Consider the following 26,308-nt stretch of genomic DNA (forward strand, 5'->3'; position numbering starts at 1 on the left):
GGTAATGTCCTGCGAATAAAATTCTTGGATATCACCGAACCAGATTGTCATTAGTTAGTATAAATAGAATTCGCAGCCATTGTTAACTTCTCAATATTTGCCAGATAGTCGCAAACCCGGTTTTAAAGTCTGCGTAGCTTTGGCAAATACACCTGGTCATTAATGAACAATGACTCGTTACCTAAATTTAAGTCGTCATCATGCCATCTATTAAACCCGTGCTTGAAGCCAGAAATCTTGTCGTTAACTATAAAAACCACCGCGCCATTGACGGCCTTAATTTATCGGTGCCGGCAGGTACTGTTTATGCTCTTCTAGGCGGTAATGGCGCAGGAAAAACCTCCACTATCAGTACTTTTTTGGGCTTTAATAAACCAAGCAGCGGCAATGTCTATATAGACGGTGAGTCGCCTGACGAAAATCCGGCAGGAGTTCGTGCCAAATTGGCTTATTTACCGGAAAATGTCGCTCTCTATGATTATATGAGCGGACTGGAAAATCTGACTTTTTTCTGCGCCTTGGCGGGTATTCAAGTGTCGCGTCAACAAGCGCATGAACAGCTCTTAAATGCCGGTCTGCAAGCTGATGCCCATGACCGACGCGTATCGACCTACTCAAAAGGCATGCGCCAAAAAGTGGGCCTGGCTATCGCCTCGGCAAAACATGCGAAAGTTATGCTGTTGGATGAACCTACCTCAGGCCTTGACCCCAGCGCAGCAAACGATTTTGCCAAACAGATACGTACAGCCGCAGATTCAGGACTGGCGATATTAATGGCCACCCATGATCTGTTCAATGCAAAGCAAGTTGCCGATCGCATCGGTATTATGAAAGCCGGACGTCTGGTCGAAGAATTTGATGCCCATACAGTGGCACATGATGAACTGGAACAAAAATATCTGGCACATGCACGGGGCTTGCAATGATCCTGTCGATTGTACGCAAAGAGATGCTCTCGGTACTTAGAGATGGCAGACTTTTGCTATTGGCATGTTCAGTGTTTGCGGTATTAACCGGCTTTTTTCTGGCGTCTGCCAATGAACAACAACAGCTACAACAAGAAAAACAGAGGGTAGGCCAGACCGCCAAGGAACAATGGGATAGTCAGGGTGTCAAGAACCCTCATGCCGCTGCGCATTTTGGTATTTATGTATTCAAACCCGACTCCGCGCTGGCATCGATTGATCCCGGCTTAAGGCAATATACCGGTCAGGCACTCTGGCTGGAGCCGCACAAACGCAATCGGGTGCGCTTTAGTCCTGCCGCCGATCAAGGTCTGGCAAGTCGTTTTGGCCAGTTAACGGCAGGCTTTGTATTATATGCCTTGCTGCCATTATTGATCATTGGCCTAGCTTTTAATGCCGTAACCCAAGAGCGTGAGCAAGGTACGTTGCGAATGCTGTATAGTTTGGGTGTATCAGGCACCAAACTTTTATTAGGCAAATTTACCGGCTTGTTATTTGTGTTTGTGGTGGTGTTGATGCCTGCCATGCTGGTCGCCATACTCATTTTGTATCAAAATTTTGCTCTCACTGGTGACGATCTGCTCAGATTGCTTGCCTTAAATAGTACTTTTTTGGTTTATTACGCGATATTTGCCGCTTTGGCCATGGCGGCTTCAGCGTGGCTTAAAAGCAGCCGACAGGCACTGTTTATCTTGCTGGCATTTTGGTTGGCCAGTGTTTTGGTTGCACCACGACTGGGTGCGACAACGGCAGAGATAATACTACCCATACCCACAGCGACGACATTCTGGAATGCCATCAAACAAGACATTCAGCAAGGTTTGGCAAGCGATGGCGATCATGATGCACGAGCTGCGCTATTTAAGGCCCAAACACTAAAAGATTACGGCGTAACGAGTGTTGAAGAATTACCTGTAGGCTTTACTGCGCTCAATCGCAACTTTAATGATCGCTATTCCAGCCGCGTTCACGCACTGCATTTTGATAACCTCAGTGAGCTATGCCAGCAGCAAAGTCGCCTTATTCATATCGCCTCACTACTGGGCCCGACCATAGCAATGCGCTCAATATCCATGACCCTTTCCGGTATGGATTTGGCACACCAACGTCATTTTGAAGATGCTGCCGAAAATTATCGACATTACTTTATTGATTTAACCGATACCTGGGATGGCGAACGTAGCCACGGATCAGGGCACAATGCTCAAGGCCATGATGCTGACTGGCAAAGCGTAAAGGCATTTAATTATGCCTCGCCTTTGCTGGGCTTTGCCCTGCATACTGCCTGGCTGGATCTATTGGTCTTGCTGTGCTGGCTGATGGCTGCGCTAATACTGTTGTTACTGTCGGCAAAAAGGCTTAAACCATGATGTTATTACTACATGCCGAGTGGATACGCTTTATACGTAACCCCATCAATTTATGGGTCATTGGCGTATTTTTTATTTTATTGGCCAGTAGCGCAATCTGGTCAGGGCTTGCCGCCAGCCAATTTCGGGAGCAGGCTCTGCAGCATCCGGTTAAATCTGCCAGCCGGCAAGTACAGGCAGAAATGCACGATGCTCCCGGTAACAATCAACATCAGCATAAAGAATCATCGGCATTATCTGTCAGCAATACCGCCGAACCGTTGCGTCTTGCTACCTTGGGGGGACTGGCCCTGAGTGTACGACAAGCAGACTTGTCTGGTACCGAGATAAATATATCAACCCGCAGTCGGCATACCGATGGACGCAATAGTGATCAATTGTTTAACCCGTTATTACGTGAACTGGGATTACTTGATTTTGCTACAATACTGGCATTATTATTGCCATTAACCGTCATTGGACTTACCTATGGATTAGTGCAGGAAGATAGGGAGAAAGGCATATGGAGCCTGGTTTGTGCACAAATGACACGACCCTGGCTATTGGTATTTGCGGCACTCTTCGTGCGCCTGATGCTGGTATTACTACCGTCAATTGCAGCGTCACTGCTGGCATTTTCTCTGGATTCAGGCGCTACCATGCAGGCAACAATTCATTGGGTCGCCTTTATCACTGTATTCACCGGCGTGTGGATTCTGGTTTCCGGACTTTTTCTGTTGTTGCCGGTTTCATCCGGAGCAGCAGCGGTGGGTATGTTGGGAGTATGGTTGATTGCGACTTTTGCCGTGCCGGCGGGTTTAAGCTGGGCGGCCAACAACCATGACCCGATGCCGTCCCGTTTAACAACCATTGTTGATATTCGACAACTTCAGGAACAATCGTCAAAACAACGAATGGAGTTATTATCAATCTGGTATCAGACACATCCTGATCATCCACCGTCTGTGCCCTTGCAGGAACTACCCCGTGAAATTGCTGCGATGCCTGCCAGTCTGGAGCTTGATAGCAAAATAAGACCATTAATGTTCCGCTTTGATAGCGTTCGTAAAGCGCATTTTGAATTTATGGAGCGTTGGTCGGCGTTATCACCCGGACTGGCAACGGTATTAATGGCAGATCGTTTGGCGGGTATTGATGCCGCGCGTTATGCTGAACATATCCAGGCCGTTAATCAATTTGAAGATCAGTGGCGGACCTTTTTTGTCCCTCGCATCATGCATAATGAAAATTTGTCAGCGGCTGATTATGAAAAATTACCCGCATTCCAAACTATTTCGGCATCAACAGATCAGAAAGAATGGTCGGTAATCTTAAAACAGTTACTCAGTGGAGCGGTATTATTACTGCTATTGCTGGTTTTACGTAAAAAATTTGGCAGCCCTTAAAATATAGGGGCAATGTTGGTTATACCGGTTTTTTCCAAGAAACAGTTATAACAAATTTATTTGATGCATGTTCCTGACAGGCTATTTAATTAGCAATTGGTTATAATTACTTGCATTGATACACAACTACACACTTATAAACAGTTATTGCTTATGTCTTCATTAAATACTTTTAATTTCAATCACTCAACATTTAACCCCGCAGCACAACAGAAAAAATCGCGTCTGGTTGCAGGAGTTCTATTGCCGGTGGTGGTTGGGTTACATCTCGCCTTGGCGTGGTATTTATTAAGCGCGCCGGCACCAGAACCCAAAAAGCCACTGGTGGTCATGGAAGTGGTGATGTTGAAACCTGAGCCGGTTTTAAAACAAGCGCCCAAAGAACCTGCGCCCGCACCGCCAGCTATCAAGAAAGAACCTATAAAACCCAAGGCCGTCATAACACCACCCAAGCCGGTTAAAAAGCCGGTCGTGATAAAAAAACCTGCGCCGCTACCTAAGCCGAAACCGACAGAAATAAAAGAAGTGGTCGCTTTACCTAAATTTGAGCCAGTGCCAATGCCGGCGGCGGCACCGGCAACTTCGGCACCATCAACATCAAGCGCAAAAACAAAAACGTCAACCACAGGACGGGGAAGCGGTGACAGCGGCCCGGTTGTTTCCGGTGTCGTGGCGTTGGTGCGCGTACCGCCAAAATATCCGCCTCGTGCAGCCAGTCGACATATTGAAGGCTGGGTAACTGTCGAATTTACTGTGCAAACAGACGGCTCAGTGGATGATGCTGTTGTTGTCGGAGCAGAGCCCGAAGACACTTTTGATGAGGCGGCACTCACCGCCATTAGCAAATGGAAATTTAAAGAAAAAATTGTCAACGGTGTCGCAGTAACGCAACGCGCGGTGCAAAAATTACAATTCAAACTTGAACACTAACTCTCACTTTTAGAAAATTTTATAAAGGATAATAACTGCATGCTTACCCATATTTCCCCCCAAATTATTATTAATGGAACGCTTTATACCTTGCTGGTTTTTTCAGTAATAACATGGACGCTAATTTTTTTTAAACTCTGGCAATTTATTAATAACAGCCGTTGTAATGAACGTTTTGAAAAAGCGTTTTGGAATTTGCCCGAGTTACAGCAAGTTAAAAAACTGTCACCTGACCTGGCCAAAGGCTCACAAGCCCGACTGGCTTATGAAGGCGTAACCTGGCTGGATGAACATCAACGTTTGGCAGGAACAAAACTTCAACATTGTGGCGATTCGGCAGAATTGCTGGAACAAGCCCTGCGCGTTCAGTTACAACAAGAGCAACATTCCATGGAAGGTGGCTTAACATTGTTGGCCAGTATCGGCAGCACAGCGCCCTTTGTCGGTTTGTTTGGTACCGTATTGGGCATAATGCATGCCATGCATGAAATTACCGCCAGCGGCTCTACCAGTTTGGATGTTGTTGCCGGCCCGATTGGCGATGCCTTGGTTGCTACCGCTATTGGTATTGCAGTCGCTGTACCTGCGGTTTTAGCTTATAACTTTTTACTGCGCCGCGTAAAAATACAACGCACGCGCCTGGAAAACTTTGTGGCCAGCTTTCTCAGCGTGGCATTAAACACTAAAAACGAGCAGGCATAACTGATGGCATTTAAACCTCAATCTGACGATGAAAGTGCGTTAAGCGAAATTAATGTCACGCCGTTAGTGGATGTGATGTTGGTGCTGGTAATTATTTTATTGGTTACTGCGCCACTACTGACACAATCAGTACATGTGACGTTACCAAAAACCGTTGAAACGACGGCCAATATCGATGATCAGCCCTTACAACTTGGTATTGATGCGCAAGGCATCATGACCATCAATAAAAACCCCGTCACTGATTTAGCCGCACTTGAAATTGCCTTAAAAGCCGAACTGGAAAAAAATCCCGAGATTGGCGTACATTTATACGCAGATCAAAGCGTGATTTATTCCAAGCTTGCAGAAGTCATGGCAGCGGTTCAACACGCGGGGATAACAAAATTATCGTTCGTAACTGAAGAACAATAAGGCAAAATGCAAAAAGAAAGCACCACTTTTATAGGATGTGCTGAAAGACAGTGAAGCGCATCATTCGTGATGACACAGATAACATCCCGCTAACGGATGTTATCTGTGTCATCTAAAGAAACGTGCTAACCTGCGTCGGCTCTTATTATATCGGGGTTAGTTGCGGCAGCTTTACCCCGACTTTCATTGACTTTGGATAACAACGCCAGGCCGATAATAAAAAATGCCAACGTCGATAGCAACGATAGTCGATGATTTCCATCGCTCCAGTAATTAATCAATCCATAGCTCAATGGCCCTACTATAGCCGATAACCGATTAACCAAACCCCATAAACCTAAAAATTCACCTGCCCGCTCAACCGGCGAGAACTTGCTGACCAAAGCTCGTCCGACAGACTGACTGGCACCCATGGCCACACCAATAATATTTCCGGCTATCCACATATGTAAAGGCTCACTGGCCAACAACGCCACGATCACCGCAACAATCCAAATCAGCAAAGTCATTGCCAGCGTAGGCACCGATCCAATCCGGTCTTGTAAATACCCGCAAATAAAAGCACCAATTGCAGCCGTCACATTAACAACCATAATCAGTACAATTAATGATGGGGTATCAAAGCCCATAACTTCGTGTGCATAAATAGCCGCCAGAACCACTACCGTGCTAACACCTGATTGGTAAACGCCCAGAGTTATCAAAAACCAGAGTAGATCGCGAAAGCGGGCCGCTTCTTTAAAGGTATGCAGCAATCGCGTATAACTTACTTGCAAATTAGACAGGCTCTTGTCCCAAAAAACCGGTATCGCTCGTTCACGCAACCAGATAAAAGTTGGCGCGGCTGTTAAGGCAAAGATTGCAGCCGTGATTAGTAAGGTAACAGGAACAAAATGTGTTTCCGGTAACCCCTGTTGTTTGGCCCAGGTAATATAAGCCAGACAAATGCCTAAAGTCAGCAAGCCCCCAAAATAACCCAGACTCCAGCCATAACCGGACATTCGGCCCATATTTTCTTCAGGCACTATTTCCGGTAAAAAGGCCGCAATCAAATTTTCGCCACTGGCAAACATAATGGCGGAAAGAGTCACCAGCACCATTCCCAGCCATATATCGCCGGGGCCTACCAATGCTAGTAAAGCTGTTGATACAATACAACCCACAGAAGATATCAGCAGAAATATTTTCTTACAGGCCCGATGATCTGCAATTGCACCAACTAACGGCCCGCTAATCATCACTATAAAATTGGCGATGCCAATAGCCAACGACCAAAGCAAGGTCGATAAACCCGGTGTAACGCCTTGTGCCATACCCGCAACGACACCAACAAAATAAGTGCTAAATATAGTCGTTTGCACTACGGTGGTATAACCGGAATTGGCAAAATCATAAAAAGCCCATGCCAATAATTCTCTTCGCCCTGCCCTGTCCGTTAATTGATTTTTTTTATCAGTAGACGGTTTATTCTGGGTACTATTCATATTAGGAAAACCAATAACAAGTGTTAACAGTCATTATCCTTTAATATGAAGAAAAGCTGCTATTTAATAAAATTTGTGCGCCACCCACTGATAAAATTCCTGATCAATAAAACCAGTGTTTCTTCTATATCATAAATACGGGTCTTATCATCCTGTCCAGTTAATGAAAGAAGACAAATACCATGAATAGCAAACCATAAAGCTCGTGCGGCTCGGTTGCTGTTATCCCCGGAAAGTTCTGGTACAAGTTCTGCAAACTGCGCTTTAAAAGGGCTAAAAATATCGGTTACTTTCTCCTGATACCAATCCGGCGTTACTGTCTTTTCTGTGGGGGCATAATCAAACACAGTGCGCCAGCGATTAAAGTTATCACTGGCATAATTTAAGTAAGTCATGGCTAGAGCTTCAATTGAATGCTCTGCACCGCACGCTTGCACTTGCCCTAACTGTGCCGAAAGTGCATCCAGTGTTTTCGCATTAACATGTACAATCAAATCAGCCATATTGATAAATACCATATAAATACTGCCAACGGTATAACCAATCTCGGCCGCAATCCTGCGTACTTTTAACGCTGGAAATCCTTCCTCAATAACAATTGTTTCTGCCGCAGACAAAATCAACGCCTTTAATTCTTCCTGAGTATGCTCACTTCGTTTTGCCATAGTTAACCAATTTTATTTTTAAGCGAAGATGGAATATTGCATTAGCAGCTATTATTTTTTGATCCTTCTCAACTCCGTAATGTTTTTAACGATAAAATGGCAAGCATCTTTAATACCGAAGGTAAGCTGATTTCCTGCGAATAATATACCCAGCTTGCTGTTTAATTACTTGGATTATTATAGTAGACTTTTGTGGGGTAGTTTTTTTGGCGCTTGGCTTTTTATGCCTTGCTGATAAGGCCAAACCGCCTGTTATTACCCGATAATCCCACAATAATAAGAGGTATTTATGAGTAAAATTGTTAATGACGTTTTAACTGCAAACAGAGAGTATATGAATAACTTTGGCGACAAAGGTGATTTACCTATGCCACCAGGAAGACATTTTGCTATTTTAACCTGTATGGATGCCCGTCTGGATCCGGCAAAATATGCAGGCCTGTCCGAAGGCGATGCTCACGTTATTCGGAATGCTGGCGGACGTGCCAGTGATGATGCCATCCGCTCACTGGTTATTTCCTACAAATTACTGGGTACACGAGAATGGTTTGTTATTCATCATACCGACTGTGGTATGGAAACATTTACCGATGAGATCATGCGTGACTTGTTGGGCAGCAGCTTAAAAACGGCTTCCGTCGATGCAAACGGCTGGCACGACGGCTGCGAAGGTCCAGGTTCTGCAGAAGGCAAATATATCAGTTGGCTGACCATTAGAGATCAAGAGGTAAGTGTACTGGAAGATGTTATTCGCATTAAGAACCATCCTCTGGTTCCTTCTGACATTCCGGTTTACGGCTATATCTACGACTGTAAATCAGGCCGGTTAATTGAAGTGCCTGCTGCAACAGAAGCGGGTAAAGCAAGCTAAAAACGACTTTTAATCCTGCCCATATCCTGAGGTGTGGGCAGGGTTAAATTGTATGATTGCTTTTACAATCACTTTACCGCTGAAAATTTATGGCCGTTCAAGCCGTAAAAAGCAATATAACAGTAACCAAGTACAGGGATAAAAAAAGCCGCTTGAATACCGATACGATCAGCGAAAATACCCTGCACAACAGGTAAAATAGCGCCTCCCACTATAGCTGCACATAAGATTCCTGAACCCTGCCCGGTATGTTTTCCCAAGCCGTTAATAGCCAGTGAAAAAATGGTGGGAAATAATATGGAATTAAACAAGCCTACCGAAAGAATTGCCCACATGGCAACAGACCCGCTACCCATAATAGCAATTAAAACCAGGGCAGCTGCTGTTAGCGCATTAAATGCCAGAGCTTTACCGGGTTTAATTTTTTGCATGACTGCCGCTCCGACAAAGCGTCCAACCATAGCGCCACCCCAGTAAAATGAAACATACTTGCCGGCTTCCTGTTCCGTTAATCCGGCAATACTAGCTTCGCCCAAAAAATTAATCAGAAAACTGCCAATACAAACTTCACCACCGACATAAACAAAAATACCAATAGCACCTAATACCAGATGCTTATATCCCCAGGCACTGTCATGGCCACCGTCAAAAGAATACTCTTCGGCATTTACAGGCGTTTGTTCAGTCGATTTAATTTCAGGTAATTTGATCATGACAAAAATGATCGCCACACAAAATAAAACCGCTGCCAAAAGCAAATAAGGATTTTGTACGGCTGCAGCTTGTGCTGCTTGATACACCGATAACTCCTCCGCATTAAGCAGATTAATTTCTTCTGCGCTTTTAACTGCCGTAGAAAGAATCAATAAAGTGCCAAAATAAGGGGCAATAGTCGTACCCAAAGAATTAAATGCCTGTGTCAGGGTTAAGCGACTGGAGGCAGTTTCCGGTTTGCCTAAAATAGTCACGTAGGGATTTGCAGCAACCTGCAATAACGTGATTCCCGATGCCAACACAAAAAATGCCCCTAAAAACAACGGATAGGAATGCTGGCTTGCGGCAGGATAAAATAATAAACAGCCTATGCCGGCTATTAATAATCCGGCAATAATTCCGCCTTTGTAATTAATTTTTTCAACCAGATAACCGCTGGGAACAGAAACCACAAAATAAGCGATAAAAAAACAAAATTGAACCAACATGGCTTGCGTGTAGCTAAGGGTAAATACCGATTTCAAATGCGGAATTAAAATATCATTTAAACAGGTTATAAACCCCCAGATAAAAAACAGCGATGTTAACAGAGTTAATGAACCCAGATAAGAATTCTTATCGACACCATCCGATAAATTATCCGGTAACATTTTTGCGTCAGTTGTCTTGACCATGTAAATCGTGTCTCATTTTATTACCGCGAAATTAGCCGTTTCATTACCGACCATTACTTTAAAATCACCCGGTTCAACAATTCGTTTAAGATCAACACCAATAAATGACAAATCGTGTGGCGTTAAAGTAAAGATTAAGTTTTCAGCCTGGCCCGGATTAAGTTCTATTTTCTTAAAGGCTTTTAATTGCTTGTTGGGTCTGGTGACGGATGCGGCAACATCATTGACATAAAGCAAAACGGTTTCCTTGCCTTTTAACAATCCTGTATTTTTAACCGTCACAGTAACCGTTATATTTTCGCCGCTATTGATCTTGTCTTTCTCTGTCTTCAAGTCGCTGGTTTCAAAGGTCGTATAACTTAAGCCATGACCAAATGGATATAACGGATTAAAAATATTCTGTTCAAACGATTCCATGGGCTTGTAATCATACGGCGTAAAACCGTTGGTATCTCTGGGATAGGTAATTGGCAATTTACCATCGGGATTATAATCACCGTACAAAATATCGGCAATGGCTACACCACCCTCCATACCCGGCAAAAAGCCTAAAATAACTCCTGGAACCTGTTCAGCAATCGCCGTAATAATGCGTGGACGACCACCCAAAGTAACCAAAATAACCGGTTTTCCGGTTGCTATCATGGCGTTGGCAAGATCAATTTGAGCTTGATCAAGATTTAACGAGTCAATATTACCCGCCGTTTCTGTATAAGGTTTCTCGCCCAGACACAACACTATCGTGTCATGGTTTTTAGCCTCCTTAACGGCTTTTTTAATATCAATTTCGGCATCATATGACGTTCCGCCAACATAAGTGACTTTACCGGCAGATTTCTTTTGTATGGCTTCAAAAATCGTTAACTTGTCCTGAGGATATAAACTTTCATTGTCACCTTGCCAGGTAATCGTCCAGCCGCCATTCATTACATTCAATAAATTTGCGGTAGGCCCTGTTACCAAAATACTGGACTCTTTTTTTAGTGGCAGACTATTGTTGTCATTTTTGGCCAGTACAATAGATTCTCTGGCTGCCTGAAGATTAACCTCTCTATCTTCAACAAGTTGAACGGTTGTCTCTACCGGTAAAGCCGGCGCATTGGGTTCAAATAGTCCTGCCTGGTATTTTACGGCAAGTATCCTGGATACCGCTTCATCTACCCTTGATAGTGGCACCTCGCCTTCGTTAACCAGTTCAATCAACAGATCATAAAATGAGAAATCAAACGGCACCATACTCATATCAACGCCTGCCATCACTGCAATTTTAACCGCTTCTTTTTCCGTAGCCGCTAATTTATCTCGCGTATAAAGACGCTTAATATCTCCCCAGTCAGAAACAGTAAAGCCTTTAAAACCTAGTTCATCGCGTAAAATCGTGGTTAGGTAATGATAGTTTGCATGTCCCGGAATACCGTCAACTTCAGCGGAATTGACCATAATGGTTGGTGATCCGGCTTCAATACCCGCCTCAAACGTGGGCAGAAAATATTCACGAAGCATTCTATCGCCAATCCAGGCAGGCGTTCTGTCTCTGCCGTTAATCGGAAAGCCGTAACCCACATAGTGCTTCAAACAAGTCAGTCCCTTATTGGGAGCGGAAAAATCATCACCTTGATGACCTTTTATAAACGATGTGCCCAAAACAGTGGCCAGATGAACATCTTCCCCATAAGTTTCCCATAAGCGTGGCCAAAGCGGCTGACGGCCAATATCCATTACCGGCGAAAAATTCCATTGCAGACCGGAAACGCGCAATTCTCTGGCAGTAATTTCTCCTTCCTTGACGCTCAATTCAGGGTTAAAAGTAGCCGCCATACTGATGGCTTGAGGAAATAACACCGCATTTTGCGTATAAGTAGCGCCATGTATGCCATCAATTCCGTATATTACCGGAATTTTTAAGCGTGTTTTGTCGGCAACTCCTTGCACTGTCTGCATCAGTAGTCGCCATGTCTGAACGGATTGTGCCTTGTTATTCGGGGTAACGGGCGTATTAAGAATGGAACCTACATGATGCTTTAATACCGCATCTTCCAACTTCGCCTGATCAATAAAATTACCGTCAGTTTGGCCTTCCGGAACAGCAACAACAGAAAAGTCAACCTGTGTCATCTGCCCCACTTTTTCTTCAAGCGTCATCGTTGCCAGCAGCTTTTTGACTTTATTTTCTATGTCTCCGTTCGCTTCTTGATCACTCACTGAACACCCCGCCATGACAAATAGTGTAAAAACCAAAATGCTATTTTTTATATGCAACTTTTTTCCTGCTAGTTTTTATGATCCAAAATCCGCTATTTACGGCATTTCAGATAGAAGAGCGCTTATGCTGTTTTCACTATCAGTATAAACTTACAAAGCATGACACTGTTATTTTTTACACCAACAAATATTCGCTAATTTCTGATTCAGTACTTAAAGTGAGTACTGAGACACTGATTTAATTGATACTCACGTGATGATCATAAGCGCTAACAACGCTTAAACCAAAAATTATTAACGGTTATGGCCCACTGCGGACATAAGCTGTGGCCAGATAAATTTCACTAATAGACATCTTTCCTAAATACAGCCATAGCGTAAGTTAACAAGAGCAGCCACTAAATTCCATGTCAAGGAGTAATGCTTGTGTTTGCCCCGATAAACATCTTTGGCAATCCTGAAAATTTTGCATCGGCGATTAACATGCTCAATAAAAATACGCTGTTTTGATAGTGCCTTATTATCGGCTTTGTCTTCTGCCGAAAGCGGTTGGCCTTTTTTCTTTTTAACCGGTAGAGTCGAGTTCTGATGGTGTTTCTTTATCCCTTGGTATCCGGAATCCGCCAACAACAGGGCATCAGGATGTAACAATAGACGGCTATCTTTGAAGATCGAAAAATCATGCTGTTGACCTTTACCTATCACTACGGAGAGTATAGTCATCGTCAATAGGCAGATCACGAGTTGGACTTTGATCGTGTGGCGTTTTTTTTCCTGAAAAGTACGCTTTCTGGTTTTTAACAGGGCGCTCGATAGGCTGCTCCGAAACATCAATGACCACGGTAGCTGCGGGATCTTCCAACAGTGCTTTGCGGTTGGGCAGTTTTTCGATTTTGATCAATAGTCTTACAGTGCGAGTATAGATTTTATGGCAATACGATTCGCTGATGTCGAAGACCGCAGCCAGATTTATCAACGTCGGATAGTGACGAAGATAATAGAGTGTCAGTAACAAGCGGTCTTCCAAAGCCATCTTGGAGTCTTTTCGTCCCCGTCTAGTCAGTGGATTAAGGACTTTTTGTTCGTCCAGGTAAGTCACCAGCTTACCGTGAAGATGCAGAAAATCTTCTGGTGACAGGCCGACAGTCCTTAAAAATTCTTCAGGCTTGTGTCTTGGCAATTGGGCATAAGGAGTCATGGCTATCCGTGTTTTCAGAGGTAGATCGCTATTTTAACCCTATCAAAGCCAAATTCTATGTCAATTATTTAGGAAAGATGTCTAATGAAAAAAATTAACGCCAAAATCAAGCTCAACATGGCGATAACAAACAACGAAGCGATAGGAATTGCCATATTAACGACAATAAACGAATCTAGAAAAAGAACGGCAATTACCGAACAAACCAACAGCACACAAGTAGTACACAAAGCAATAGCCCAGTTGATTAAACGGGTACGCCGGGTTAGCACGGCCAATTCATCACGGATTTTCTGGCCTTGTTTTTCCTCATTAAAAGACAAGAGTTTACCGTGCAGCAAGCGCGACCGGTCGATGATACGAGCCAAGCGGTTTGTTAAAACTGACAAAATACTGGCAACACCAGTTAGTAAAAAAACAGGAGCAACAGCGAGTTGAATCGCATGTGCAATGTTTGTAGTGGGTAGGTCGGTGAACATAACGGATCGGTGTAAGTAAGTAATAGTGACTTTTAATTGTTTTCTGACTGTAAGTCCATTCGGCGCAATTTGCAATGCTTATAGATTAATATAACCTGAAATGTATTAACAATACCTTCGCCAATTGGCATGAGTAATTTATAGATATCGGAGGAAGAAGAAGGGCAGGATGAATTTTCTGGCGCAGATGATCGCGCCCTGGACACCGAAGACGCATCGAAACCGAATCCGAGGAAAAAGCACCGGTCTCCGGCTTCACTAAAAAAGCCATTACTGACTGGGCTAAAACCAATCTTGCACCTAGTTGCTCCGTGCTTTCTGATGGCTTGAGTTGTTTTGCTGCGGTATCCGAGGCTGGGTGCCAACATCGGGCTATTATAGTCGGCGGTCGAAAACCCAAAGATATACCGGAATTTCTTTGGATTAATACGATATTAGGTAATCTAAAAACTAGCTTGGGTGGTGCTTATCATGCTTTTGGTTTCACAAAATACACCTCGCGCTATTTGGCAGCATTTGCCTATCGCTTCAATCGCCGCTTCCAACTCGATAAGCTTCCATCGCGTCTTCTTGTCGCGGCTATTGCCATTCGGCCTCGTTCAGAGGTATGGCTTCGGTCGGCTGAAGCATCTTGCTAATCAGGAAAGATTTTACTTTAACCCCCTATTATTAAGTTGGCTATTCAGACCATATCAAGATGCTGCCAAGGCCTGTTCCAGGTCTTCCAGAAGATCGTCAATATGTTCAATGCCGACAGACAAGCGCACCATCTCTTGGGTAACGCCAGCTCTGACAAGCTCTTCAGGTGATAACTGTCGATGCGTGGTGGATGCCGGATGACAAGCCAGCGATTTGGCATCACCGATATTAACCAGTCGGGTAAACAGTTTTAAAGCATCCTGAAAATTCTCGCCTGCCTTACGTCCTTCTTTAAGGCCAAAAGTAAGAATACCGGAAGCGCGTCCGTTCATGTACTTATCGACCAGAAGTTTGTCTTGATGATCATCAAGCCCGGCATAATTAACCCACCCGACCTTACTGTGACTTTGCAGAAATTGCGCTACTTTGATGGTATTTTCACAAATCCGGTCCATGCGTAACGCTAGCGTTTCAATGCCTTGCAGAATCAAAAAAGAGTTAAATGGCGAAATAGCCGCACCGGTATTACGCAACGGTACTACGCGTGCCCGTCCAATAAAAGCGGCAGCTCCCAAGGCTTCAGTGTAAACCACGCCATGATAGGACACATCAGGCTCGTTAAGGCGGCGAAAACGGGCTTTATGTTCAGCCCAAGGAAATTTACCGCTATCGATAATAATCCCGCCAATGCTGTTGCCATGGCCGCCCAGATATTTTGTTAGTGAATGCACGATAATATCGGCGCCGTGCTCAATCGGCCGACACAGATACGGGGACGGTACGGTGTTATCGACAATCAGGGGTATGCCGTGACGATGGGCAATCTCTGCCAAGACTTCAAAATCGGTAATATTACCCAGCGGGTTACCAACCGATTCGCAAAAAATAGCCTTGGTTTTATCATCAATCAATTGCTCGAAAGCAGACGGCTCCCGATAATCGGCAAAACGTACATTAATACCGTATTGGGGCAAGGTATGGGCAAACAGATTGTAAGTGCCGCCATATAAAGTAGCAGCAGAAACGATATTATCGCCAGCTTCGGCAATGGTCATAATGGCATAAGTCGTTGCGGCCATACCGGACGCCACAGCCAACCCGGCCAGACCACCCTCCAGTTCGGCCACCCGCTTTTCCAGTACATCGGTAGTCGGGTTCATGATGCGGGTGTAAATATTGCCGGCCACTTTCAGGTCGAACAGGTCGGCCCCATGCTGGGTATCATCAAATGCGTAAGACGTCGTTTGATATATGGGTACCGCCACTGCTTTGGTGGTTGGGTCGGGGCTGTAGCCACCATGTACGGCTATTGTTTCTAATTTCATGGAATCCACTTAGGGTCAATGTGACTTTGTTAAGGCATTCCCGATACCTTGGTACGGGAATGCCTGCATGACAGATCATTTCAAGGCTGGTAGCGCAGGTTAACTAAGCGTCAGCAGTAGTCGGGTCAATCATTGTTTTTATTTCAGAAATGCGGTTGGCAGGAAATCCGCCTTGTTCAGCATGTGCTTTTATGGTCGCTTGATCAGGTGCAATATAAACGCAGTAAACTTTATCGTCGGTTACATAGCTTTCTACCCACTGAATTTTAGGTCCCATCTCTTTAAGAACCCCGCAGGAAGTTTGCGAGATGCCTTGCAACTCTTCTGCGGTTAATGCACCTGCTCCAGGAATGTCACGTTCGATAATATATTTTGGCATGGTAGTCTCTTTTGGATTAAGTTAAGTTACATTTAAAACGACTGGTCGTCTCAAAAATTATAATAACATCAGGCTTTAAACAAATCACCTAATAAATTATCGTAACATTGTTTCAGAGGTATTACTGATTGTTCTATTTTCATTCTTAATAAAGCACCTTGCCACATGTTAACCAATAGATCAGCCATGTCTTCTGCTGACTTATCGATTCTTACCGTGCCTTCCTGTTGTGCCTTGAGCAACGCTTCCTGCAGTAAGTTTCTATAGCGATGTACGGCCAATTGCAAAGATTTTTTACACAGTTCACTGGTATCGCTAATTTCGCCCATTAAATTACCTAATAAACAACCGCCTTTGTAATCTGTTTTTTCTAATTCGGTAATCAGTTCATTAAAATAAAGTTGTAAAGCAGTATACGCATCATTGTCGGGATTTTGTAAATGCCCGGTTAACTGTTCTATGAAAGGATTAATATAATACTGGATCGTTTCTGCGGCAAAATTCTCTTTGCTGCCAAAATAATTATAAAACGAGCCTTTGGGAATTTGCACGGCGTCGAGAATTTCTTTCAGCCCCGTACCATGATAACCTTGCTGTGTAAGCAAAATCACCCCTTGGTTTAACAGGTTTTCTCTATTGGTTAATTTTTTTGATGTTTTAGGCATAGATAAATAATACGACCGGTTGTCTTGTTTTGTCAAAAAATATTTAAGCGGTTTATATAATCGGTGAATTCAGCGATAGCAAGCCTTAATCCCGGGCAGGAATAAGACTACCCAAGCGTAATGCGTGATGGCATTTCCGGCACTTTTATAGCGTATACCAGAAACACTTATTCCCACTTTCACCTGAAATGTCTTGTTACGGGCACGAAACTAGAGACAAAATATAACGGCTTAATTTTACTATCCCGACTCTAACCTTTATTACAGCCTGTCGGAATCATCCAGGATTGTGCCGGTTTATCATGTTTGGCGTAATCTGCGACCGGTATTTTTTCACCTGTCAAATGCTCCAGCTCATCAACGCTCACCAAATATTGATCCAAATGTTTTCTGGTAGCATCTTGATTATTGGGAACAATCCAGGCAATCACGCGCTCATCCTGACCGGTTCCCCTGACAATGACCTTCCAAAAAGCATCGGGAGTTTTTACACCATGTGATTGCAGAAAATAATCATCTGCCGGATTATTACCCCAAATAACACCACCGATGATCAATAATTCATCAATATCACGGTAACATTCGGTAATTTCTTCTGTTTGCAACCATGCCCCGCGATTCATAATTGCCGCCTGGGGCAAAATATTGGTCATCGTGTTGGTCGCCTTAATAGCCGCATCCGAGACGTCAAGATGATTGGCCGGTACCTGATGACCTCTATCGTATTCCATCCCGTAAGCCTTGGCTGTTCTTTGCTGACATTCAGCAGGAACATTTGCATCAAGAAAAAACCTATTATACCGTTTAGCATTGCCATTATCACGCTGGGCAACATACTGAAATTTTATGGCGCCTCGTTGAGAGCAGTCCAGCCAAACGGTAAAACCTGAATAATCAAGTTTCAGGATATTACCTGAGCGCAAAATTTTAGTATTATTGTCAATGATAGCGAAAGTATTTAACACTGCCTGAGTGGCAACAGGAGCCGTATGTGCTTGTGACTTGCCCGCGATATAAGCGGAGCAGTCTTTGCTTGATTGACTATAACTCCCGTCATTACAGACAAATTGAGGGCCGTTGCAATGTGAAATACCGGCTTTTTTACCGGAACAGGGCAACGCAGACCAACAGGCAAAAGGTAGCAGTAATAAAGCTAACGCTATAATTTTATTCATATAAATAGTCAGGGAAATTTGATGTAACGGGAATGACTGTTAGCACTTACCTTCGGCTTATAAGTGCAATTGATAACAGTCGTATTTGAAGAAAGCTGGCTGACAGGTTTTCGTTTTTTCAATCAGGGATAAGATTAAAAAAAGTACGTAAGAAGCGACAAGACGCCAAGCCCGGCATCAAGATAACAGATTAAGGTAAAAAAAAAGCAGGAAAAACCGGAAGGGGATAAAAAGCTACCAGGATTTACAAAGAAGTAACGAGAGAATAAAGTGAAACGAGGACAAAAAAAACAGTGACCACTAAATCTTTTACACTCGATGTTCAAGTTTTTTTAGCTTGACTGAGACGAACTCAGATAAATCAAAGTCTTTTCCTCAATAGACTCAAGTGCCACATGATCTTAATCATGACTGTAAGGCTCGATTCAACGAGCTTCTCTAAAATCAAGAATTAAAAACTTGAACATCGAGTGTGTGCCGCAGGAACACAAGCTTGCAGCAACTTGTAGTTGCTGCTGTATTTGTGGATAAGCTCACTGGAAGATGGTGGAAGGCCCACCAGAGTATGCTGTCGGAAGCTGATTTCAAACCACCTCAAGCTGTTTGCATTAAGAGTCTAGTACTCAGTCAGCGTTGATATGTCGAATGACAGCCCCATATAATGGCTTGACACTGTCATTAATAAACACCTTTGAAAAAGAAATACATAGTACGACTAACGGAAGATGAACGCGCTTATTTGGGGAATTTGATCCATACTGGAAAAGTGGCCGCTCATAAAAGGTAACACGCTGAAATACTACTCAAAGCGGATATTAGCGAGTTAGGCGAAAAATGGCTGGACCGGCCAATAAGTGAAGCTTTTGGTATTTCAAGACGTACCGTTGAACGAGTCCGGGAGCGACTGGTTCAAGAAGGCTTGGAATCGGCTTTAAACCGGGCAAAGTCAATTCGGGTTAGAAGTCGTACTATTGATGGAGAGAATGAAGCCCGTTTGATCGCGTTAAGTTGTGGCGATGCACCTGAAGGGCGTAGCCGCTGGACATTACGTTTACTTGGACAGAAGATGGTTGAGCTGGGTTATATTGAAAGTGTATCGTATGAAACTATCCGGCAAACCTTAAAAAAAACGAATTAAAACCCTGGCAAAATAAAGAGTGGTGTATTCCGGCTAAAAAAAATGCTGAGTTTGTTTGGGCTATGGAAGATACGCTTGAGGTTTACAAGCGACCTTATGATGAAGCGCAACCACTGATTTGCATGGATGAAAGCAGCAAGCAACAGATTAAAGACACGCGAACACCAATACCGGCAAAGCCTGGCACGGTCGCTCGGTACGACACGGAATATGAGCGTAATGGCGTGAGCAATGTTTTTATGTTTTTTGAACCCTTGCAAGGCAAACGGTTTGTTGAGGTGACCAATCAAAGAACAGCCATTGACTGAGCGCATCAAATACGTAACCTGGTTGATGTCCATTACCCGCAGGCTAAACGTATTACCCTGGTTATGGATAATCTGAATACCCATACTGGTGCCTCTTTATATAAGGCCTTTGAGCCAAAAGAGGCGAGAAGAATTCTTGAAAAACTAGAAATACACTACACGCCCAAGCATGGCAGTTGGTTAAATATGGCCGAGATAGAATTAAGCATCTTGTCACGGCAATGTATGGATCGCCGCATTCCAGATCAAGAAATTTTAAAAACAGAAATTTCTGCGTGGCAAGAAAAAAGAAATACTATTGCTCGGCCTATGAAATGACGGTTTACCACGGAGGATGCGCGGATAAAACTGAAGAAACTTTATCCGACATTATCAGATTGACTGAGTACTAGGTAACCTGAGTTCGGAATAAGAAAAGTTGGCAGCCTTTATAAAAAGCTGAAAAAATAAACAACCAAGATTATATTTTTCAAAAGGCTGCCGAATGATGATTTTAACGCGATTATTTTGTGATGTGGACGATTTTTGTCAGATATTTATTCCAGAATGGGAAAAACGTTAATAGAAACGGAGGAAAGAAAAAGAAAAAAACAACTACGTTGTATTGGCTATAGCGAAATCATCACTCTTATTGTTTACTATCATCAGTCAGGTTATCAACCCTTATAAAGGGTTTTATCAACGCTATTTACTTAAACATTTAATAAAATATTTTCCTAAGACACCGATTTATAAACGTTTTATAGAATATATATTGGATATTCTGGTTCCCTTAACTGCCTTTATGCAATCGCGATGCGGTCAAAGTAAGGGAATTGTCTTTGTCGATTCAACACCACTATGTGTTTGTAAAAACATTCGGATTTCACGCCATAAAACCTGCAAACAGGAAGCCCAACGCGGCAAATCTTCTACCGGTTGGTTTTACGGCTTTAAATTGCATATCATTGTTGATGATTGCGGTGAAATTTGTCGTTTTCGATTACTAAAGGCAACATTAATGATCGGAAACCGGTACCAAAACTAGCTAAAAATTTGATTGGTAAGCTTTTTGGCGATAGAGGTTATATCTCTAAAAAGCTCACTGAACTATTGGCAACTGATGACGTTGAGCTAATTACAATACTCAAAAAGAATATGAAACCTAAAATTATCGCCGCTTTTGATGCCCTTTTACTGAGAAAACGCAGTATTATTGAAACGATCAACTCAAAAATATTTTTCAGCTAGAGCACTTCAGGCATCGTTCCCTGACAAATTATATGATCAATATTATCGCCTGTTTAGTGGCTTATTCTTACCAAGACAAAAAACCTGCGCTCAATTTACGAAGAGAGGATTTGTTGCCATTATTATGAATTCTTATACTGAACTCAGGTTAATTAACGAAAAGTTACCCTATTGCCAATACGAATAATTTTCTAGCTGCCAAAGTGCTTTTGATAATCAGCCATAGAGCGTCTAATTACTTCATGGGCTTCTTCACGCCCATAAACATTGGTTATTTCACAAATATTCTTCTCGCTCGGAAGATGCTTGTATGTCAAAAAATAATGTTTAAGACGATTTATATAGGATTCCGGACAATCCGACACATCATTCCATTGCCGATAAAATTCATCACCCTTCATTACAGCGATAATTTTATCATCAGCTTCACCGCCATCCAGTAAACGAAAGCCCCCGATCGGAATAGCCTGTAATAAAATATCACCATGCGTTACGCTACGCTCACTCAAAACACAAATATCCAAAGGGTCACCATCTCCCTTGGCGACTTCTTTTCCTGATCTCAATGAAGCATATTCGGCAATTTTTTCGGCACAATAAGTTTGCGGAATAAATCCATAAAGTGTGGGAATCATATTGGAAAATTTTTGTGGCCGGTCTATTTTAAGATAGCCACTTTCTTTATCGATTTCATACTTAACTGTATCGGATGGAACAATTTCGATAAAGGCGGTAACGACAATCGGTGCATGCTCCCCAGGATTAATTCCATGCCAGGGATGTGCTTTGTGTTGTGCATTCATTTTTGATGGCTCTTTTTAATTTAATTAAACAGAAATAGGTGCCTTGATATGTTTATGCGCCTGATAATTTTCGATTTCAAAATCTTCATACCGGTAATCAAATAGTGATTCCGGTCTGCGATTTATGGTTAATGTTGGCAGTGGATAAGCTTTGCGGGTCAATTGCAACTTGGTCTGTTCCAGATGATTCAAGTACAAATGCACATCACCACCGGTCCAGACAAAATCTCCCAGTGCCAATTCGCTTTGCTGGGCCATCATATGCGTCAATAAGGCATAACTTGCTATATTGAAGGGTAAACCCAAAAATGTGTCGCAACTGCGCTGATAGAGCTGACAAGACAGCTTGCCGTCAGCCACATAGAACTGAAAAAACGCATGACAGGGTGCCAAGGCCATTTTACCCAGTGCTACATTCTGTTGTGGACTGATACTTTCATCCGGTAAATCGGCCACATTCCACGCTGAAACAATCATTCGCCGACTATTTGGATTTTTTTTCAGTTGTTCGACTATTTGCTGAATCTGATCAATATGCCGACCATCAGGGGTAGGCCATGAACGCCATTGATGTCCGTACACCGGACCTAAATCGCCTTTTTCATCAGCCCATTCATTCCAGATATTGACCTGATGCTCATGCAAAAAACCAAGGTTAGTTTCACCTTTTAAAAACCACAGTAATTCATAAGCTATTGATTTTAAATGGATTTTCTTTGTCGTAACCAAAGGAAAACCTTTAGCCAAGTCAAAACGCATCTGATGTCCAAAAATAGACAAGGTACCACTACCGGTTCTATCGCCTTTCAAAACTCCTTCGGTACGTATTTTATCGAGTAATTCCAAATATTGCTGCATGTGTATTTTCGTTCATCGGATTTTAAAAGGGATTCCAAAGTTATTCATAATCAATAAAATACTAAAGTGATCAGTTAGCCGGCTTTAAATATGAAATGGTTTTGATAACTCAGAACCGTACTTATTAATTTATTTTTTTTTATAAGCAAAATAAACCAACGCAGCACCAATAATAATCATGGGGGCTGATAATATTTGGCCCATGGTCACCCAGTTTAAAACGAGAAACCCCAAATGTGCATCCGGCATTCTGAAAAATTCAACAAAAAACCGGAAGCAGCCATAAAAAAGCACTGCCATACCGGTAGTTGCCATAACCGGTCTGGGTTTACTTGAATACAACCAGAGTACAACAAACAACACAAACCCTTCTAAAAAGGCTTCATAAAGTTGCGAGGGATGACGGGCGAGCGGTCCGCCATTAGGAAATACCATGGCCCAAGGCACATCAGTCGTTCTACCCCACAACTCGGAATTGATAAAGTTACCAATACGCCCTGCGCCTAAGCCTATCGGTGCCAACGGTGCGATAATGTCGGTTAACTGAAACAGGGTACAGTGCTGTTTTTTTGCAAAAAACCACATCGCAATAAAAACCCCTAACATGCCTCCATGAAAGGACATGCCACCTTGCCATATTTTGAACAGAATGATGGGGTTATTTAAAAATTCACTAAAATTATAAAACAGAATATAGCCTATTCTGCCGCCCAAAATTACACCTACAGCACCATATGTGACCAGATCTTCTATAGCTTCCGGTTTAATGGGTGACCAAGGAGATTCTGCACGTTTTTGACCTAAAAACCAGACAGCAGCAAAACCTATTACATACATAAGCCCATACCAATGAACTTTTACAGGTCCCAAGCTTAGTGCAACGGGGTCAATTTGAGGATAGCTCAGCATATATCATTCCTGAAAATAGTAAAAAATTCTAATTATTCCGACACCATGGTATCGTTCGCATTAGTTCACGAGCATTAAGTTAAGCTTTGTAATAGCTGAGCATGCCCACAAAGGATGTGTGCCACCACTTATAATTGTTACAGTGCTTTCAAATTAGGTTAATGACATTAAATTTATGCGGTGGAGTGCAAACCTAGGTTTGCACTCCACCGCATAATTAACTGATATTGAAACTGCTGTATCATTGTATCGCGGGCATGGCCCGCTCCTACAGAAATCAATTAAGGCAGTGTAACCAACTTAAGCAGGAGCAATCTACGGTTAATCCCGCCAAGTTGTCCCGGTTTCAACGAGAGACTTATTTTTTATAGTTCGCCTTGATTTAAACGTCTAAATTAGTGACGTCAAGAGCATTTTTAACAATAAAATCACGTCGAGGTTCTACAACATCACCCATCAGGGTAGTAAAAATCTCATCAGCGGCAATCACGTCTTCAATTCTGACTTGTAGCAATCTACGATTATTGGAATCCAGTGTAGTTTCCCATAATTGTTCAGGATTCATTTCACCCAAGCCTTTATAACGCTGTATATGCTGGCCTTTTTTAATTTCCTTCATCATCCATTCAAAAGCTTGTTTAAAGGTGCTGACTGGCTGTTGTCTTTCCCCCATTTGCATGTATGAGGCTTCATTAAACATGCCCGCCGTATCAGTCGCGTACTGGGCAATTTTTTGGTAATCTTTGCCGTTAAAAAAAGTTGATGGCAAAACAAAGGTTTTAGTGATGCCGTGCAGTTTCTTGTTGACCACAGCGGAAAAATCATTGCTCGCTCTGTAATTGAGTTCTATCGTAAACACAGCTTTACTTTCACAATCCCTCAGTTGTTGTTCCATTTTGGCAAACCAGGTAATGAGTTTTTGCTGATCTTGTTTAATCTCGTCGTTAATCACTTCCATATAAGAAAATTGTTCCAGAAAAACAGCATCGTAACGTCTGGATAAACGATTGACGACACTTTCTACTCCGGTAAATTCTTTGGCAAGTTTTTCCAGACCCTGCCCCTGAATAGGCGGCGTTGTTTCATCAGTAAAAAGCTGGGCTTTATCGAGTGCTAACTGAATCAGGTATTCATTTAATTGAACATCATCCTTAACGTAATGTTCTTGTTTACCTTTTTTAACTTTATATAACGGCGGCTGAGCAATGTAGATATAGCCCTTTTCGACTATTTCCGGCAATTGTCGATAAAAAAACGTCAACAATAATGTCCTGATATGTGATCCATCAACATCCGCATCAGTCATGATAATGATGCGGTGATAACGTAACTTGGCCAGATTGTATTCGTCTTTACCTATTCCACATCCCAATGCTGTTATTAAGGTACCGACTTCTTCTGAAGAAATCATTTTATCGAAACGCGCTTTCTCAACATTTAAAATCTTGCCTTTTAAAGGCAGGATAGCTTGAGTACGACGATCTCTACCCTGTTTCGCTGAACCACCCGCAGAATCTCCTTCGACCAAAAATAATTCAGATAACGCAGGATCTTTCTCCTGACAATCAGCTAATTTTCCCGGCAAACCGGCAATATCCAACGTGGTTTTACGACGTGTCATTTCACGTGCCTTACGTGCAGCTTCTCTGGCACGGGCTGCATCGACAATTTTACCAACAATCGTTTTAGCTATTTGTGGTTTTTCCAGTAGAAATTCCTGCAGCTTTTCATTCATTGTTGATTCAACCAGTGGCTTAACCTCTGATGAAACCAGTTTATCTTTTGTTTGTGATGAAAATTTGGGATCGGGTACTTTAACTGAAAGCACTGCCGTTAAACCTTCTCTGGCATCATCACCGGTTGTTTGTACTTTTTCTTTTTTAGCCAAACCACTGGATTCAATATATTGATTGATAGTCCGTGTTAATGCGCCTCTGAATCCGGCCAAATGACTTCCACCATCACGTTGTGGAATATTATTGGTATAGCAGAATACATTTTCCTGATAAGAATCGTTCCATTGCATGGCAACTTCTACCGTCACGCCTTCTTTTTCAGCAATAAAATAAAAGACTTCAGGAAATAATGGTGTTTTGTTTTTATTAAGATGCACAACAAAAGCCGCTATACCACCTTCAAATTCAAAAACATCACTTCTATCAGTGCGTTCATCGTGCAAACTGATGCGTACACCTGAATTTAAAAATGATAATTCTCTTAACCTTTTCGCTAAAATATCGTAATGAAATTCAACGTCTGTAAATGTTTCAGTACTGGGTTTAAAATTAATCAAGGTGCCAGAGCCTTCAGTAGGACCGAATGCTGCCAATGGCGCTACCGGATTTCCCATACGATACTGTTGCTTATAAAGCTGACCATTTTTTCGTACTTCCAGATTTAACTCTTCAGACAAGGCATTAACTACAGAAACACCTACACCGTGTAAACCGCCAGATACCTTATAAGCATTATCATCAAATTTACCGCCTGCGTGCAGAATGGTCATAATAACTTCTGCGGCTGACCGTCCTTCTTCCTTATGAATATCAACAGGAATGCCTCGACCATCATCAGAAACAGAAACCGATCCATTACTATGGATAATTACCTTAACTTCTTTACAGTAACCGGCCAGTGCCTCATCAATGGAGTTATCAACAACTTCAAAAACCATATGGTGCAAACCGGAGCCATCATCAGTATCGCCAATATACATACCCGGCCGTTTTCTTACGGCATCCAGACCTTTTAAAACTTGAATATTAGAACTATCGTAGTGATCGTTATTGTTACTCATGACTCTCCTGCTTTTCCTGTTGTTGTGAA

The 26,308-nt window shown here is 42.7% G+C and carries 22 protein-coding genes and 3 pseudogenes; 10 read left to right on the plus strand and 15 right to left on the minus strand.

Going from position 1 to position 26,308, the window contains the following annotated elements; translation table 11 throughout:
• The first annotated feature begins 200 nt into the window (after positions 1–200).
• The 6 genes from KKZ03_RS05140 to KKZ03_RS05165 all read left to right on the plus strand — a co-directional run bounded on the left by KKZ03_RS05140 (position 201) and on the right by KKZ03_RS05165 (position 5,766).
• Complete coding sequence (locus KKZ03_RS05140) at positions 201–926, plus strand: ABC transporter ATP-binding protein (RefSeq protein WP_243220474.1); 726 nt, start codon at positions 201–203, stop codon at positions 924–926.
• On the plus strand, positions 923–2,335 hold the full coding sequence (locus tag KKZ03_RS05145; RefSeq protein WP_243220475.1) for a DUF3526 domain-containing protein: 1,413 nt from the start codon (positions 923–925) through the stop codon (positions 2,333–2,335). The genes KKZ03_RS05140 and KKZ03_RS05145 overlap by 4 nt, the downstream gene beginning before the upstream one ends.
• Entirely contained in the window at positions 2,332–3,720 is a 1,389-nt protein-coding gene (locus KKZ03_RS05150) for a DUF3526 domain-containing protein (protein ID WP_243220476.1), read from the plus strand. Before KKZ03_RS05145 ends, KKZ03_RS05150 begins: the two co-directional genes overlap by 4 nt.
• A 153-nt stretch (positions 3,721–3,873) precedes the next feature.
• Entirely contained in the window at positions 3,874–4,650 is a 777-nt protein-coding gene (locus KKZ03_RS05155) for an energy transducer TonB (RefSeq protein WP_243220477.1), read from the plus strand.
• A gap of 39 nt (positions 4,651–4,689) precedes the next feature.
• Positions 4,690–5,352 carry a MotA/TolQ/ExbB proton channel family protein gene (locus KKZ03_RS05160; protein ID WP_243220478.1) on the plus strand — a complete coding sequence of 221 codons (663 nt, stop codon included), beginning with the start codon at positions 4,690–4,692 and terminating at the stop codon, positions 5,350–5,352.
• Positions 5,353–5,355: 3 nt separating this feature from the next.
• Positions 5,356–5,766: a biopolymer transporter ExbD gene (locus KKZ03_RS05165; RefSeq protein WP_243220479.1), complete on the plus strand. Its 411-nt coding sequence runs from the start codon at positions 5,356–5,358 to the stop codon at positions 5,764–5,766.
• A gap of 125 nt (positions 5,767–5,891) precedes the next feature.
• On the opposite strand, the gene KKZ03_RS05170 is transcribed toward KKZ03_RS05165, so the two are convergent.
• Both KKZ03_RS05170 and KKZ03_RS05175 read right to left on the minus strand, forming a co-directional pair.
• A complete protein-coding gene (locus KKZ03_RS05170) occupies positions 5,892–7,250 on the minus strand; it encodes an MFS transporter (RefSeq protein WP_243220480.1) in 1,359 nt (452 codons plus the stop codon).
• Positions 7,251–7,309: 59 nt separating this feature from the next.
• A complete protein-coding gene (locus KKZ03_RS05175; protein ID WP_243220481.1) occupies positions 7,310–7,915 on the minus strand; it encodes a TetR/AcrR family transcriptional regulator in 606 nt (201 codons plus the stop codon).
• Positions 7,916–8,204: 289 nt separating this feature from the next.
• Between KKZ03_RS05175 and KKZ03_RS05180 the strand changes: the two genes are divergently transcribed.
• Positions 8,205–8,786, plus strand: coding sequence for a carbonic anhydrase (locus KKZ03_RS05180; protein WP_243220482.1), 582 nt, complete (start codon positions 8,205–8,207; stop codon positions 8,784–8,786).
• A 68-nt stretch (positions 8,787–8,854) separates the two neighbouring features.
• Here the strand turns inward: KKZ03_RS05180 and fucP are convergent, their stop codons facing one another.
• The 5 genes from fucP to KKZ03_RS05205 all read right to left on the minus strand — a co-directional run bounded on the left by fucP (position 8,855) and on the right by KKZ03_RS05205 (position 14,053).
• Positions 8,855–10,174, minus strand: a complete 1,320-nt coding sequence (gene fucP / locus KKZ03_RS05185; RefSeq protein WP_243220483.1) for an L-fucose:H+ symporter permease — start codon at positions 10,172–10,174, stop codon at positions 8,855–8,857.
• Positions 10,175–10,186: 12 nt separating this feature from the next.
• Entirely contained in the window at positions 10,187–12,376 is a 2,190-nt protein-coding gene (locus KKZ03_RS05190; protein ID WP_243220484.1) for a glycoside hydrolase family 3 N-terminal domain-containing protein, read from the minus strand.
• 360 nt (positions 12,377–12,736) lie between these two features.
• The gene (locus KKZ03_RS05195) at positions 12,737–13,117 is read right to left on the minus strand and encodes a transposase family protein (protein ID WP_243217090.1); all 381 of its coding nucleotides are present in this window, start codon (positions 13,115–13,117) and stop codon (positions 12,737–12,739) included.
• Complete coding sequence (locus tag KKZ03_RS05200; protein ID WP_243217091.1) at positions 13,071–13,574, minus strand: transposase family protein; 504 nt, start codon at positions 13,572–13,574, stop codon at positions 13,071–13,073. Before KKZ03_RS05200 ends, KKZ03_RS05195 begins: the two co-directional genes overlap by 47 nt.
• Before the next feature lie 68 nt (positions 13,575–13,642).
• Positions 13,643–14,053, minus strand: coding sequence for a DUF2721 domain-containing protein (locus tag KKZ03_RS05205; protein WP_243220485.1), 411 nt, complete (start codon positions 14,051–14,053; stop codon positions 13,643–13,645).
• 242 nt (positions 14,054–14,295) lie between these two features.
• Between KKZ03_RS05205 and KKZ03_RS05210 the strand changes: the two are divergent.
• Positions 14,296–14,691, plus strand: a pseudogene (locus KKZ03_RS05210) (transposase); the annotation flags it as partial.
• Positions 14,692–14,745: 54 nt separating this feature from the next.
• On the opposite strand, the gene KKZ03_RS05215 reads toward KKZ03_RS05210, so the two are convergent.
• From KKZ03_RS05215 to KKZ03_RS05230, 4 genes are all read right to left on the minus strand, one after another.
• Positions 14,746–16,017: an O-acetylhomoserine aminocarboxypropyltransferase/cysteine synthase family protein gene (locus tag KKZ03_RS05215; RefSeq protein ID WP_243220486.1), complete on the minus strand. Its 1,272-nt coding sequence runs from the start codon at positions 16,015–16,017 to the stop codon at positions 14,746–14,748.
• A 103-nt stretch (positions 16,018–16,120) separates the two neighbouring features.
• On the minus strand, positions 16,121–16,396 hold the full coding sequence (locus KKZ03_RS05220; protein WP_243220487.1) for a DUF4242 domain-containing protein: 276 nt from the start codon (positions 16,394–16,396) through the stop codon (positions 16,121–16,123).
• A gap of 68 nt (positions 16,397–16,464) precedes the next feature.
• On the minus strand, positions 16,465–17,061 hold the full coding sequence (locus KKZ03_RS05225; RefSeq protein WP_243220488.1) for a TetR/AcrR family transcriptional regulator: 597 nt from the start codon (positions 17,059–17,061) through the stop codon (positions 16,465–16,467).
• Between the two features lie 251 nt (positions 17,062–17,312).
• On the minus strand, positions 17,313–18,236 hold the full coding sequence (locus KKZ03_RS05230) for a DNA/RNA non-specific endonuclease (RefSeq protein WP_243220489.1): 924 nt from the start codon (positions 18,234–18,236) through the stop codon (positions 17,313–17,315).
• Between the two features lie 691 nt (positions 18,237–18,927).
• On the opposite strand from KKZ03_RS05230, the pseudogene KKZ03_RS05235 reads away from it, so the two are divergent.
• Both KKZ03_RS05235 and KKZ03_RS05240 read left to right on the plus strand, forming a co-directional pair.
• Positions 18,928–20,063, plus strand: a pseudogene (locus tag KKZ03_RS05235) (IS630 family transposase).
• A gap of 103 nt (positions 20,064–20,166) precedes the next feature.
• Positions 20,167–21,040, plus strand: a pseudogene (locus tag KKZ03_RS05240) (IS982 family transposase).
• Positions 21,041–21,103: 63 nt separating this feature from the next.
• On the opposite strand, the gene KKZ03_RS05245 reads toward KKZ03_RS05240, so the two are convergent.
• From KKZ03_RS05245 to gyrB, 4 genes are all read right to left on the minus strand, one after another.
• Positions 21,104–21,715: an inorganic pyrophosphatase gene (locus KKZ03_RS05245; protein ID WP_243220490.1), complete on the minus strand. Its 612-nt coding sequence runs from the start codon at positions 21,713–21,715 to the stop codon at positions 21,104–21,106.
• A 24-nt stretch (positions 21,716–21,739) separates the two neighbouring features.
• Complete coding sequence (gene thyA / locus KKZ03_RS05250) at positions 21,740–22,573, minus strand: thymidylate synthase (protein ID WP_243220491.1); 834 nt, start codon at positions 22,571–22,573, stop codon at positions 21,740–21,742.
• A 129-nt stretch (positions 22,574–22,702) separates the two neighbouring features.
• Positions 22,703–23,482, minus strand: a complete 780-nt coding sequence (lgt, locus tag KKZ03_RS05255) for a prolipoprotein diacylglyceryl transferase (RefSeq protein ID WP_243220492.1) — start codon at positions 23,480–23,482, stop codon at positions 22,703–22,705.
• A 382-nt stretch (positions 23,483–23,864) separates the two neighbouring features.
• Positions 23,865–26,279: a DNA topoisomerase (ATP-hydrolyzing) subunit B gene (gene gyrB / locus KKZ03_RS05260; protein WP_243220493.1), complete on the minus strand. Its 2,415-nt coding sequence runs from the start codon at positions 26,277–26,279 to the stop codon at positions 23,865–23,867.
• Between the last annotated feature and the right edge of the window lie 29 nt (positions 26,280–26,308).

Source organism: Methylobacter sp. S3L5C (genome assembly GCF_022788635.1).
GTDB lineage: Bacteria > Pseudomonadota > Gammaproteobacteria > Methylococcales > Methylomonadaceae > Methylobacter_C.